11 protein-coding genes are annotated in these 12,146 nt (G+C 68.6%); 8 read left to right on the forward strand and 3 right to left on the reverse strand.

Annotated features, from left to right (window positions below; translation table 11 throughout):
- Positions 1 to 87 precede the first annotated feature (87 nt).
- Positions 88 to 699 (forward strand): TetR/AcrR family transcriptional regulator, encoded by a 612-nt coding sequence (locus IU448_RS20115; RefSeq protein ID WP_416383028.1) that lies wholly within the window; start codon positions 88 to 90, stop codon positions 697 to 699.
- 74 nt (positions 700 to 773) lie between these two features.
- Positions 774 to 2,327 carry a glycerol-3-phosphate dehydrogenase/oxidase gene (locus IU448_RS20120; protein ID WP_195057204.1) on the forward strand — a complete coding sequence of 518 codons (1,554 nt, stop codon included), beginning with the start codon at positions 774 to 776 and terminating at the stop codon, positions 2,325 to 2,327.
- On the opposite strand, the gene IU448_RS20125 is transcribed toward IU448_RS20120, so the two are convergent.
- Positions 2,315 to 2,848 (reverse strand): GNAT family N-acetyltransferase, encoded by a 534-nt coding sequence (locus tag IU448_RS20125; RefSeq protein ID WP_195057205.1) that lies wholly within the window; start codon positions 2,846 to 2,848, stop codon positions 2,315 to 2,317. The two genes, IU448_RS20120 and IU448_RS20125, sit on opposite strands and share 13 nt — an antisense overlap.
- Positions 2,849 to 3,286: 438 nt before the next feature.
- Here IU448_RS20125 and IU448_RS20130 point away from each other — a divergent pair, with 438 nt between their 5' ends.
- The 3 genes from IU448_RS20130 to fdhD are packed head-to-tail and all read left to right on the forward strand — an operon-like array spanning position 3,287 to position 7,604.
- On the forward strand, positions 3,287 to 4,396 hold the full coding sequence (locus IU448_RS20130; protein WP_195057206.1) for an FHA domain-containing protein: 1,110 nt from the start codon (positions 3,287 to 3,289) through the stop codon (positions 4,394 to 4,396).
- A 47-nt stretch (positions 4,397 to 4,443) separates the two neighbouring features.
- Positions 4,444 to 6,780 carry an FdhF/YdeP family oxidoreductase gene (locus IU448_RS20135; RefSeq protein ID WP_195057207.1) on the forward strand — a complete coding sequence of 779 codons (2,337 nt, stop codon included), beginning with the start codon at positions 4,444 to 4,446 and terminating at the stop codon, positions 6,778 to 6,780.
- A complete protein-coding gene (fdhD, locus tag IU448_RS20140) occupies positions 6,777 to 7,604 on the forward strand; it encodes a formate dehydrogenase accessory sulfurtransferase FdhD (protein WP_195057208.1) in 828 nt (275 codons plus the stop codon). Before IU448_RS20135 ends, fdhD begins: the two co-directional genes overlap by 4 nt.
- Before the next feature lie 357 nt (positions 7,605 to 7,961).
- Here the strand turns inward: fdhD and IU448_RS20145 are convergent, their stop codons facing one another.
- On the reverse strand, positions 7,962 to 9,134 hold the full coding sequence (locus IU448_RS20145) for an FAD-dependent monooxygenase (RefSeq protein ID WP_195057209.1): 1,173 nt from the start codon (positions 9,132 to 9,134) through the stop codon (positions 7,962 to 7,964).
- A gap of 108 nt (positions 9,135 to 9,242) precedes the next feature.
- Between IU448_RS20145 and IU448_RS20150 the strand changes: the two genes are divergently transcribed.
- Positions 9,243 to 9,971, forward strand: coding sequence for a TetR/AcrR family transcriptional regulator (locus tag IU448_RS20150; protein ID WP_195057210.1), 729 nt, complete (start codon positions 9,243 to 9,245; stop codon positions 9,969 to 9,971).
- A 211-nt stretch (positions 9,972 to 10,182) separates the two neighbouring features.
- On the opposite strand, the gene mihF is transcribed toward IU448_RS20150, so the two are convergent.
- A complete protein-coding gene (mihF, locus tag IU448_RS20155; RefSeq protein ID WP_033244686.1) occupies positions 10,183 to 10,497 on the reverse strand; it encodes an integration host factor, actinobacterial type in 315 nt (104 codons plus the stop codon).
- Between the two features lie 454 nt (positions 10,498 to 10,951).
- Between mihF and IU448_RS20160 the strand changes: the two genes are divergently transcribed.
- Both IU448_RS20160 and IU448_RS20165 read left to right on the forward strand, forming a co-directional pair.
- A complete protein-coding gene (locus tag IU448_RS20160) occupies positions 10,952 to 11,329 on the forward strand; it encodes a nuclear transport factor 2 family protein (RefSeq protein ID WP_195057211.1) in 378 nt (125 codons plus the stop codon).
- Between the two features lie 203 nt (positions 11,330 to 11,532).
- Positions 11,533 to 12,102 (forward strand): carboxymuconolactone decarboxylase family protein, encoded by a 570-nt coding sequence (locus IU448_RS20165; RefSeq protein WP_195057212.1) that lies wholly within the window; start codon positions 11,533 to 11,535, stop codon positions 12,100 to 12,102.
- Positions 12,103 to 12,146 lie beyond the last annotated feature (44 nt).

The raw sequence follows: 12,146 nt of genomic DNA on the forward strand, positions 1-12,146 counted from the left end.
AGGTGTCGCCTTGCCCAGTGGTCATGCGTTACAGTTTGACATAGAATGTCAAGCAGTAACGAACGAACAGAGATGAGGTCGCGCCCCGTGCCCACTGGCGCAACCCCCGAGGACGCCGGTTCCGTGGACCGGCTCATCCTGGACGCCGCACGTGACTGTGTCGCGGAATTCGGGGTCCGGCGAACCACGCTCGCCGAGGTCGCCCGCCGGGCAGGAGTCAGCCGGCCCACCGTCTACCGGCGCTGGCCCGACAGCCGCGCGCTCATCGGCGAACTGCTGGTGCGGGAATTGCGCACGATCATCGCGGCGGCCGTGCCGGAAACCGGCGACGCACGTACCCGGCTGGTCACGGGCGTCGTGGGCGGCGCAGCGCAGGTGCGATCCAACGCCCTGTTCGGCAAGATCTTCCGCACCGATACCGACCTCATGCTCACCTATGTCTTCGGCCGGCTGGGCCGCAACCAGCGCGAACTGCTCGACCTGTTCGGCACCGGCATCCGCGAAGGGCAGGCCGACGGATCGGTACGCCCCGGCGACCCGGCGCAATTGGCCGCGATGCTGCTGCTGATCGCCCAGTCGGCGGTCCAATCGGCGGCCACGGTCGCCGGATTGCTCGACGGACCGGCAATGGACACCGAACTCCGGCACGCCCTCGACGCGTACCTCGCGCCCGAGGCCCCACCATTCAGGAAGGAGTAGCGCACGGCCCGACCGGGACGCGAACATTCGCGATCCCGCCGGCCCGCACCAGCGGGCACCCGTGCCACGAAACCATGGTCACCAGCCCTTCCGATCCCACCGGTGCCGCGCTCGACGCCCGCCGGCGCAGCCGCGAACTCACCGCCCTCGGCGACGACCCCACCGTCGACCTACTGGTCATCGGCGGCGGAGTGACCGGCACCGGCGTAGCCCTCGACGCGGCCGCGCGCGGCCTGCGCACACTGCTGGTGGAGAAACACGATCTGGCACACGGCACCAGCCGCTGGAGTTCCAAACTCGTCCACGGCGGCCTGCGCTACCTGGCGAGCGGGCGGGTCGCAATCGCGCACGAGAGCGCGGTCGAACGCGGGATCCTGCTCCGCCGCAACGCTCCCCACCTGGTGCGACCGCTACCTCAACTGGTACCGCTACTACCCGGGATCGGGATGTCCTCCCGCGCGCTGATCCGCGCCGGTTTCCTGGCCGGCGATCTACTGCGCGCCGGCGCACGTACACCGGGGACACTGCTTCCCCGGTCGCGCCGGGTGACCCGGGCCGAGGCACTACGCCTGGCCCCGACCGTACGCCGGGACGGCCTACGCGGCGGACTACAGGCGTGGGACGGGCAGTTGGTCGACGACGTCCGGCTCGTGGTGGCACTCGCGCGGACCGCTGCCGCGCACGGCGCGACCGTACTCACCCGCGTCGCCGCCGAAGCTGTAACCGGTGACGCGGCCACCCTCCGCGATACCCGGACCGGGGAATCCCTCACCGTCCGTGCCAAGACGGTCGTCAACGCCACCGGAGTCTGGGCCGACGAGGTCGATCCGAGTATCGAACTGCGACCCAGCCGAGGCACCCATCTGGTGTTCGATGCCGCGGCCTTCGGCGGCCTCACCGCCGCACTCACCATCCCGGTTCCGGGTTCGGTGGGACGTTTCGTCTTCGCCCTGCCCGCACCGCACGGCCGCGTCTATCTCGGCCTTACCGACGAGGACGCGCCGGGTCCGGTCCCCGACGAACCCCGGCCCACCGCCGCCGAAATCGATTTCCTCCTCGACACGGTGAACACGGTGGTGCGGATACCGCTCACCCACAGCGATATCCGCGGCTCCTATGCCGGGCTGCGCCCCCTGTTGCGCACCGCTGGCGACAGCACCGCCGATATCTCGCGCGAACACGCGGTTCTCACTTCCCCGTCGGGTGTGGTCACCGTGGTCGGCGGCAAACTCACCACCTACCGCAAGATGGCACAGGACGCCCTCGATACCGCGGTAGCGCAGTCCGGTCTCACCGCCGGGCCGTGCCGGACAACCGATCTACCGCTGGCCGGCGCGGTCACCGGCGCGGCCCGCGATCACCTGCGCGCCCCGCAACTGCTGATCGAACGCTACGGCGCCGAAGCGCCCGCCGTGGCGGCCCTGGCCGCGACCGACCCGGAACTCGCCGCTCCGGTGGCGCCGGGAGCGGATGTGCTGGCAGCGGAGTTCGCCTGGTCCCTCACCCAGGAAGCCGCCTTGGACGCCGACGATCTCCTGGACCGCCGCACCCGGATCGGCCTGGTAGCGGAGGACCGCGCCGCGGCCCGGACCACCGCCGAGGCGATGGTGGCCGCCTATTCCGAATGAGGCGCGGCGTAGCCCCACTCCGGCACGGAAGCGGTCATACAGGCGCGCGGCCAGCGATCCAGCCCGTGCGCGATCTCCGCGGCCCGCGTCGCGCGCAGACCGGGCGTCTCGGCGGCCTCGTCGAGATAGCGGAAACCCAGCCGCTCGTAATAGGGGCCGTTCCACTCGACCTCGACGAACGTGGTCAGCGTGATCGCCGGCAACCCGCGCTCCGCGGCCCAGCGGACCGCCCGGTCGATGAGCCGCCGCCCGATCCGCTGTCCCCGGTACTCCGGCAGCACCGACACCTGGTCGATATGAGCGTTCCCATCGACGACGCTCACGATCAGATACCCCACCGCCACCCCGCCGGATACCCATGCCCAGGCCCGGCCGTCCAGCACGAACTCCCCGAGAACCGCCGCGGACAGCGGTTCGTCCCCGGCCACCGCATCCATGCCCACCGCGGCGAACGGTTCCCCGGCCCGGACCTCGATTTCCTGCAGCCGGGGTATGTCCGTGGCGGTTGCCTCGCGGATCATGCACACTCCTCGCCCAGTGTCGCGACCCGCGAACGGTACCTGCTGCGCTTGTTGTGCGATACCCACCGCCGCGGATTCGGCGCCCAGGACGGCCGGACCACCTCGCGGGACGCTCCCGTGTACACCACTGATACCGATGCGATGACGACCAGCGACAGCGCCTCCGGTGCACGCGGCCGGAAACAGGGTTCCGGCAACGCCCACGAGAACCGTCGCGGCGGCGGGCGCAGGACGAGTAGCCGCAGTAGGCGAGCAGGTACTGGGCAGTTCGAGTGCCGCGTCGAGTCCGAACATCGCCCCGAGCACCGCAAGCGCACAGTGCCGGTAACCGGATACCGCGCCGGGGCGGGACCGGGGACGAACCGAAACAGGTCGGTCTCCGGCCGGGTAACAGGTTCGCATCTATGCTGGTGCGGTGGTCTGAGGAAGGAGCCGGGAGTGCGTATCGATACGTCCACCATCGGTATCGCGCCGGGTGAGGGCCTGGTCGCGCGCTTCGGTGACGTCGTGATCTATCTGGTGGGTGCCAACGCATCCACCGAACGGATACTCGGTGCCGTCGAGGCGGTGGCGGATGTGGAGCATCCCGGTGCGGCGATCGCGCAGCGGCTGGCGGCGGTGGTCTTCGGGACCGGTTCGGAACCACCCCCGTTCGGTTTGGTCGCCCCCACCGCCGACGGCACCCTGGTACTGCTGCGTGGCCCGGTATCGGCATTGATCTCCGGCGCGGAAGGGTCCCGGCGGCTGGTCGGGGCGCGGGCTTTCACCTGGGTGGACGAGATCGTGCGCGATCCGGTCCGCACCCTCTCGGTGGGGCCGGGCGCCGACGCCCAGGTGACCCCGTACCCCCGGACCGATCTGCGCGCCGGGGTGGTACCCGGCGGCGGTTTCGTGATCCACGCGGCGGTCCGCCGGAGCAAGAAACCCGGCCACCGCGCAGCAGCGGCGGCACCGAAACGGGTCGCCGGGGAACCGCCCGCCACGGCACCCGCCGGCCTGGCCGCCGCCGACCCGGTATCGGCCGCCGATTCCGGGCCGCGTACGGGCCTCGCGACCGCCCACCCGGCGAAGCCGCTACCCGGCACCCGAGCCTGGTCCGCGGCACCGGCGCGGCCGGTGCAGGATCCCATCCGGCTCCGTAAGGAACCGGCGAAACCGCGAGCGCACGCCACTCACAACGGCTCGGACAACCAGGACGGCACTGCGGCCGTACTGGTCGCCGAGGACGGTACGAACTACCCGCTGGACCGGGCATACGTCATCGGCCGCGGTCCCTCGGTCGACGAATCGATACGCCGCAAGACCGCCGCCCCGCTGGTACTGCAGCGCGACCGGCATATCTCGCGCGTCCACGCCTACCTCACGGTGGACGCCGGCAAGGTCTACCTGCGCGACGCCGGCACCGCGGCGGGCACCTTCGTCTCGACCCCCGATGAACCGCGCTGGACCCGCATCGGTCAAGCACCGACCGAACTACCGCCCGGCGGCCGGATCCGCATCAGCGAACAGGTCCTCACCTACCGGTCGGAGACCGCGCCCGCCGATTGAGCGGTATGCCCGGGCCCGTGTCCCGCCCGCACGGGCACAATGGCGGTATGCACCGCAACGGCCCCACCGACGATATCGACGAATCCGCACTCACCGTCACCCCGCCGAAGGCGCAGGCGGCCGGGGTCCGGGCGGTAGGGGTCGGATTGGGGCGGGCGGTCGCCGATATGGGCGTTGTCCGCACCGCGCGCACGCTGGCCCGGGTCAACCAGGTGAACGGATTCGACTGTCCCGGGTGCGCGTGGCCGGAGCCCAGCGGGCACCGCCGCCCGGCCGAGTTCTGCGAGAACGGGGCGAAAGCGGTCGCCGAGGAGGCGACGCGCAACACCGTCGGCCCGGAGTTCTTCGCCGAACATTCGGTCGCCGACCTCGCCGGGAAATCCGGGTACTGGCTGGGCCGCCAGGGCCGGCTGACCCACCCCATGGTGCTGCGGCCCGGCGATACCCACTACCGCCCGATCGCGTGGAACGACGCTTACCGGGTCATCGCCGAACAGTTGCGGGTACTGGGCTCCCCGGACGAGGCCGTGTTCTACACCTCGGGCCGGACCGCGAACGAAACCGCGTTCCTCTACCAGCTGATGGTCCGCAGTTTCGGTACCAACAACCTGCCCGACTGCAGCAATATGTGCCACGAATCGTCGGGTACCGCACTCACCGGTTCCATCGGGATCGGCAAAGGTTCGGTGACCGTCGACGATTTCGCCGCCGCCGATCTCATCCTGATAGCAGGCCAGAACCCGGGCACCAACCATCCGCGCATGCTGAGTGCGCTGGCCGACGCGAAGAAAGCCGGCGCCGAGATCGTCGCTGTCAACCCCCTGCCCGAGACCGGGCTGATCGGTTTCCGCGATCCGCAGACCATCCGCGGACTCACCACCGGTGTCGATATCGCCGACGATTTCCTGCAGATCCGTCTCGGTGGCGATATGGCGCTGTTCCAGGGTCTGGCGAAACTACTGTTCGAGGCGGAGGACGAGGCCCCGGGCACCGTCCTGGACCGTGACTTCATCGAATCGCATACCGCGGGATTCGCCGACTACGAGCGTCATATCCGCGCGGTCGACCTGAACACGGTGTACGAGGCGAGCGGTCTGACCCCCGACGAACTCGCCCGCACCGCCGACCGGCTGGCCCGCTCCCGCAACACCATCGTCTGCTGGGCGATGGGTCTCACCCAGCACAAGAACGCGGTCGCCACCATCGAGGAAGCCACCAATCTGCTGCTGGCGCGGGGCATGATCGGCAAACCGGGCGCGGGTGTCTGCCCGGTGCGCGGCCACTCCAATGTCCAGGGCGACCGCACCATGGGTATCTGGGAGCGGATGCCCGAACCGTTCCTCGCCGCCCTGGACGACGAGTTCGCGATCACCAGCCCCCGCACCCACGGCTACGACACCGTCGACGCCATCCGCGCGATGCGCGACGGGAAGGCCCGGGTGTTCTTCGGGATGGGCGGTAATTTCGTCGCTGCCACCCCGGACACCACCGTCACCGAGGCCGCGCTTCGCAATTGCGCGCTCACGGTGCAGGTTTCGACCAAACTCAATCGCAGCCACGTCGTACACGGCGCCACCGCACTGATCCTGCCGACGCTGGGCCGCACCGATCTGGATATCCAGAACGGCCGGCGCCAGCAGGTGTCGGTGGAGGATTCGATGTCGATGGTGCATCTGTCCACCGGCCGGCTCACCCCGGTGAGCGACGAACTGCGCAGCGAGGTCGCGATCGTCTGCGAACTGGCCCGCGAACTGCTGGGGCCCGGGCATCCCGTGCCGTGGGAACGTTTCCGCGGCGACTACGACCTGATCCGCGATGCCATCGCCCGCGTCGTCCCCGGGTGCACCGATTACAACAACCGGGTCCGGCAGCGCAACGGTTTCGTGCTGCCCCATCCGCCGCGCGATACCCGCGAATTCCGCACCGCCACCGGAAAAGCCAACTTCGCGGTGAACGAACTGTCCTGGGTGCCGGTGCCGCCGGGCCGCCTGGTCCTGCAGACGCTGCGCAGCCACGACCAGTACAACACCACGATCTACGGCTTGGACGATCGTTATCGCGGTGTCCACCACGGCCGCCGGGTGGTGCTGGTGAACGCGGGCGATATCGCCGAACTGGGTTTTCTGGACGGCGATCTGGTCGATCTGGTCGCGGAGTGGACCGACGGTGTCGAACGTCGCGTCACGGGGTTCCGGCTGGTCGAGTACTCCACACCACGTGGAAACGCCGCGGCGTACTACCCCGAGACGAATCCCCTGGTGCCGCTCGACCATGTGGCGGCGCGCTCGAACACACCGGTATCGAAGGCCGTCGTGATCCGGCTCGAACCCCATATCCATCGGCCCGGCCCGCAGGACCCCGGGCATCGGTCCGGCCCGGAATGAGCCGGGTCACCGCGCGACGCCGGATGCGACGGATCACCCCGGCCGGCGAGATCACCCGTCCCGATACCCTGGCCGTAGAAGAGCCCCTGGAAATCCGGGTGCGCGGGGAATCGCTCGCCGTCACCATGCGCACCCCCGGCAACGATATCGACTTGGTGCACGGTTTCCTGTTCGCCGAATCGCTGATCGCCGAAGCGGCCGATATCCGCACCGCCCGCTACTGCGCCGGCACCGACGACGAGGGCCGCAACACCTACAACGTTCTCGATATCGACCCCACCGGCCCCATGGTCGTGCCGAACCGCCCGTTCCTGACCACCGGCGCCTGCGGCCTGTGCGGGAAAACCGCCCTCGACGAGATCCGGCAGCGCAGCCGCCACCCGCTCCCACCCGCGCAACCGTTGATCGAGGCCGCGGTCCTGGCCGGCCTCCCGGACGTCCTGCGCAGGCAGCAGACGGTTTTCGACGCCACGGGCGGTCTGCACGCCGCGGGCCTGTTCACCGCCGAGGGTGATCCCGTGGTCGTGCGGGAGGATATCGGCCGGCACAATGCCGTCGACAAGGTCATCGGCTGGGCGCTGCGGGAAAACCGGATTCCGGCATCGGATCTCGTGCTGGTCGTCAGCGGTCGCGCTTCTTTCGAGCTCGCGCAGAAAGCGGTCCTCGCCGGTATCCCGATCCTCGCGGCGGTTTCGGCCCCGAGTTCGCTGGCCGTGGATCTCGCCGCCGATTCCGGGCTCACCCTGGCCGGTTTCGTCCGCGGCGACACGATGAACATCTACACCGGCGCGGAACGGGTCGCGGGTTCGATCGTCCGTATCTGATGTGGGCACAGCCCGGTGGATAGGTAGGCGCGGCTCCCGGACCGAAGCGGTACATCCGGCCGGTCAGTGGCCGGTACGGCACTGCACCCCGGCCGTTCGCCCGGAATGTCATCACCGCCTACGCGGCCGGGTGCCCACTTCACCGGCAGCAGGTACCCGTCCGATACCCCCGCCGAGGAGGATGATGCCGCGCGTGCGTAGCCCTTCCCGCACGAGCCACCACGGTCGCTCGCCATCGGTAGCTCGCCGTGGAACTCCGCGCCGGCTCTCGCCGGCGTAGCGAAGGACCGCGCGAAGCCGGGCACTGGGTGATCCGGCCACCGAATGCGGTGCAGCCGGTTCGGTGCGCACTGCGTATCAGCGCATTTCGAGGGCTGGGTAATCGACGAGGTCGATATCGTCGGTAGCGTCGGAGGCGTACTTGTCCATCAGATCGAACAGGCGCGATCCCAGGAACCAATCGCGCAGGCGCAACCCGTAACCCGTCTTGGGCGCCAGGAAACGGCCGGCGTTGCTGTTACCCCCGATCTTCACATAGGCGCGCAGGATCTCCTCGTAGCGGGCGAAGGCGGTGCCGTACTCACCTCCGGCGCGGGCGAGTTCACCGGCCAGCACATAGGCTCCGACCACCGCCGAGCCGGTGCCGAATCCGCCGAGCGTATTGCCGTAGGCGCTGTCCCCGACCAGGGCCACCCGCCCCGAGACATAGCGGGACATCCGCACGCGGGCGATCGCGTCCAGGTAGAAGTCATCGTGATCGGGCAGTTCTGCGAGCATTTCCGGCACCTGCCAGCCCATCCCGGCAAACCGTTCGGTGAGTATCCGGCGCTGATCGGCTTCGTCGGCGAACTCGAGTTGGCCGGCGGCGAACATATACATCTGCCGCGCCTTCGGGCCGCCGCGCACCGCGAGCAGGCCGGGAGCGCTGTGCGCATAGGCCACGCGCCGGCGCGGCCCGCCGCCTCCGCCGGTGGCGGGCGCGTCTCCGGCGATGGCGTAGTAGTAGCCGCGATGCTGGACGAACTTCGCTTCCGGACCGAAAACCAGGCGGCGCACCTGGGAGTGGATGCCGTCCGCACCGAATACGAGGTCGAAGCGACGTGCGGCACCGTGTTCGAACTCGACCTCGACACCGCGCTCGGTTTCGCGTAACGCACTGATCGAATCACCGAACACATAGCTGCAACGCTCGACCGTGCGCCGGTAGAGGATCGCGGCCAGATCGCCCCGCAGGATCTCCACCTCACCGCCGGTGAAATCACCCGACATCCGCGCTCGTTCCCGCCCGTCCGCGTCGACGAAAATCGTATCGGTGGCGCCGGTACTGTGCCGCCGGATCTCGTCGTAGATTCCCATCCCTTCGAGCACCGTGCGTTGTACGGAACCTTTGAAGTCGACGGCCTGTCCGCCCGGGCGCAGCGCCGGGGCGCGTTCGATCACCGTGACATCGAATCCATAGCGGTCCAACCAGTAGGCGAGCGCGGGGCCGGCGATGCTCGCGCCGGAGACGAGAACGGTGCGGTTCTGCATGAAGATCTCCATCCTGAATATGCGTCCGCCAGCTACTGTTTCCGTCGGACGCTATTCAGCGTATGGTAGACACAGTTTCACGTCAAACGAGTTTTCGAGAGGTATCCGATGGCGATCCCGACCGTGCTGGAACTGCTCTGGGGAACCGACCGGCGCCCCACCCGTGGACCGAAACCAACGCTGTCCCGGGCGGCGATCGTGGCCGCGGCGGTCGAACTGGCCGACGCCGAAGGTCTGGCCGCGGTGTCCATGCAGAAGCTCGCCGACAGGCTGGGCTACACCAAGATGTCGCTGTACCGCCACATACCGGGAAAGACCGAGCTCACCGCGCTGATGACGGAGGCAGCGCTGGCCGGCCTACCGGAGCTGGATGCTTCGGGCCCGCAACCGTGGCGGAGCGGGCTGCAGTCCTGGGCATACGCAAGTTTCGAGAGATACCGGCGACATCCATGGGTGATGGAACTGCTCGCCGGCACCCGGCCCGTGGGCCCCAACGAACTCCACTGGACCGAAGCCGCCCTGGACGCGATGGCAGATATCGCACTGACCGGCCCAGAGCGGCTGGACACCCTCGTGGTGCTGAACGGGCACGTGCGCAGCCTCGCACAACAGTTGGTGGGCCCCGGAGTCACCGAGGAAGAATTCACCGGGGCAATGGCCGCGGCCCTGGAAATGGCGGGCGACCGATTCCCGCGGGTGATCGAGGCAATATCGGACCACCCGGCATCGGGGCGGCCGACCGGATCGACACATCAGCGCGATGCCGCCCTCGAATTCGGAATCGAGCGCATCCTGGACGGCGTGGAAGCCCTACTGACTCGGCGAACCCGCCGGTGACGGCTCAACCCGCGCCATCCGCCTTCCGCGCCCACATCCCCGGCGGCCGCATCCCCCGGTGCGCCGCCACGCGGGCCGATTTCTCCGCCTCGTCGAATGGCGACGGCGACATACCTACGCCTCCGGCCGCCGGGCCATGCCGGTCGTTTCGGACGACGACCGGCTCGGCCGCGGCCGGAGTTCGGAGCGCCCACGATCGGACGCTCCTCTCCTAGTTGGCCAGCGCCTCCAGCAGCGCCGCCCGCTGGCGGGCACCCAGACCGCCGATCCGGCGATCCTCCGGGATTTCCGCCTGATCCATCAGCTTGGCGGCCTTCACCGGCCCGACGCCCGGCAGCGCCTTGATCACAGCCACGACCTTGGTCTTCTTGACCAGTTCATCGCTATCGGCCTTGCGCAGCAGGTCGGCAACCGAAACCTTGCCGTCTTTCACCTGACCGATCAGTTCGGAGCGCGCCTTGCGCACCGCCGCCGCTTTGGCCAGAGCCTCCGTGCGTTGTTCCGCGGTCATCGTTGGCAGTGCCATATCTCCTCCGCTTTCACTCGTCGCTCGAACATCTGGTTGATCGGGGTCGATTCAACATCACAATACCGACACCGAACCGCCGACACACCGGCCAGACCAGCAGTCATAGCAATGATTTCTGAGTGAAGTCCGCGCGACACACCCGAGTTTCCGCCGCACGGCCACCCCGGAATGTGGCGGCTCGGGGTCTGGAACACGTAACACCCGCCGGCTCCCCAGCGAAATTCCGGGCAGACGCATTGCTTGCGCGGCGGCGATTCAACGGCGAACCGAGGGGTCAGCGACGATACCCGCCCGGCGCGCGAGGTATGCGCTCTGATCAGGTATTTCTCCTCACCATCCGAGCACGGTCGCGGAAATGGGCACCTGACCGGCCGGACCGTTCCCGATGCCGGGTCGGCACCGGGCTGCTACGCTGCCGAACCTAGAACACGTTCCAATTCTAGGAGTGGTGATGGCACGCGAGATCCGCGACGTAGTCGAGCAGTACGTGAAACTGGTCGGCTCGGGACCCACCGAAGATATCGTCGCGCTGTATGCGCCGGATGCCGTGATCGAAGACCCCATCGGCACCGACCCGAAACAGGGCCATGACGCCATCCGGGGGTTCTACGACATCATCACGAGCCTCGAACGGGAAACTTCGCTCGCGCCGGAAACCGTGCGGATCGCCGGCAACCACGCCGCCTTCGTGTTCACGCTGATCACCAAGGCCGGCGGTCAGCGGATGACCTTGAGCCCGATAGATGTCATGGAATTCGACGCCGAGGGCCGGATCACCAGGATGCGCGCCTACTGGAGCGCCGACGATATGGCCGTCGAGCCCGAATGAGCGGCGATCCGGCGATTCTACTGCGCTGAGCCGCCGGATCGCCGACCCCGGGGCTGCCCACGGCCGGCCCGGCCCCATCACGCGCCCGGAACTCGTCGAGATTCCGCGCGCCCGGCCGGTACCGTGGGCGCCCCGGGCGTCACGCCGCGGGACCGTATCTCGTCCAGGTAGTAGAAGCATTCACCCGGACGAGGAGAGACCCGATGAGCACTACTCGTATCCCCGCGCTCGCCCCCAAGGACGCCGGTCTGCTGACCAAGGTCATGTACCGGTTCGCCCGGCGCAAGGTCGGCGAGGTTCCCGAACCGTTCGCGGTCAGCGCCCACCACCCCGGAATCCTGGCCGCCGCCGGCGTACACGAACTCATAGCCGAACGCGTCTCGACCAAGCTGCCGGCCGCTGTCCGCGAACTGGCCGTCTACCGCACTGCCTGGACGATCGGCTGCTCTTGGTGCGTGGATTTCGGGACCATGCTGCAGCGCCTGGACGGCCTGGATATCGACCGCCTCCGGCATATCGACGATTACCGGACCTCCCCCCACTACACCGACGACGAACGGGCCGCCATCGCCTACGCCGACTCGATGACCGCGACCCCGATGACCGTCACCGACGAACAGGTCGCCGATCTGGAGCGCCGATTCGGTAAAGCGGGCGTCATCGAACTGACCTACCAGATCGGCCTGGAGAACTCCCGGGCACGCAACTACCACGCACTCGGCATCACCGCCCAGGGCTTCAGCACCGACTCTTGCCGGGTCCCCTGGGCCTGAGCGGGTCAGGCCCGGAGGCGGCAGCGGAGCGTAACCACGCAGGG

The sequence above is a fragment of the Nocardia flavorosea genome (assembly GCF_015477805.1).
In the GTDB taxonomy this organism is placed as follows: Bacteria; Actinomycetota; Actinomycetes; order Mycobacteriales; family Mycobacteriaceae; genus Nocardia; species Nocardia flavorosea_A.

What these genes read in the sequence shown, in the direction of transcription:
- mihF (WP_033244686.1), bottom strand. Translation starts at nt 10,497, where the DNA reads ATGGCACTGCCAACGATGACCGCGGAACAACGCACGGAGGCTCTGGCC.
- IU448_RS20120 (WP_195057204.1), top strand. Translation starts at nt 774, where the DNA reads ATGGTCACCAGCCCTTCCGATCCCACCGGTGCCGCGCTCGACGCCCGC.
- IU448_RS20160 (WP_195057211.1), top strand. Translation starts at nt 10,952, where the DNA reads ATGGCACGCGAGATCCGCGACGTAGTCGAGCAGTACGTGAAACTGGTC.
- IU448_RS20125 (WP_195057205.1), bottom strand. Translation starts at nt 2,848, where the DNA reads ATGATCCGCGAGGCAACCGCCACGGACATACCCCGGCTGCAGGAAATC.
- IU448_RS20150 (WP_195057210.1), top strand. Translation starts at nt 9,243, where the DNA reads ATGGCGATCCCGACCGTGCTGGAACTGCTCTGGGGAACCGACCGGCGC.
- IU448_RS20135 (WP_195057207.1), top strand. Translation starts at nt 4,444, where the DNA reads ATGCACCGCAACGGCCCCACCGACGATATCGACGAATCCGCACTCACC.
- fdhD (WP_195057208.1), top strand. Translation starts at nt 6,777, where the DNA reads ATGAGCCGGGTCACCGCGCGACGCCGGATGCGACGGATCACCCCGGCC.
- IU448_RS20145 (WP_195057209.1), bottom strand. Translation starts at nt 9,134, where the DNA reads ATGCAGAACCGCACCGTTCTCGTCTCCGGCGCGAGCATCGCCGGCCCC.
- IU448_RS20165 (WP_195057212.1), top strand. Translation starts at nt 11,533, where the DNA reads ATGAGCACTACTCGTATCCCCGCGCTCGCCCCCAAGGACGCCGGTCTG.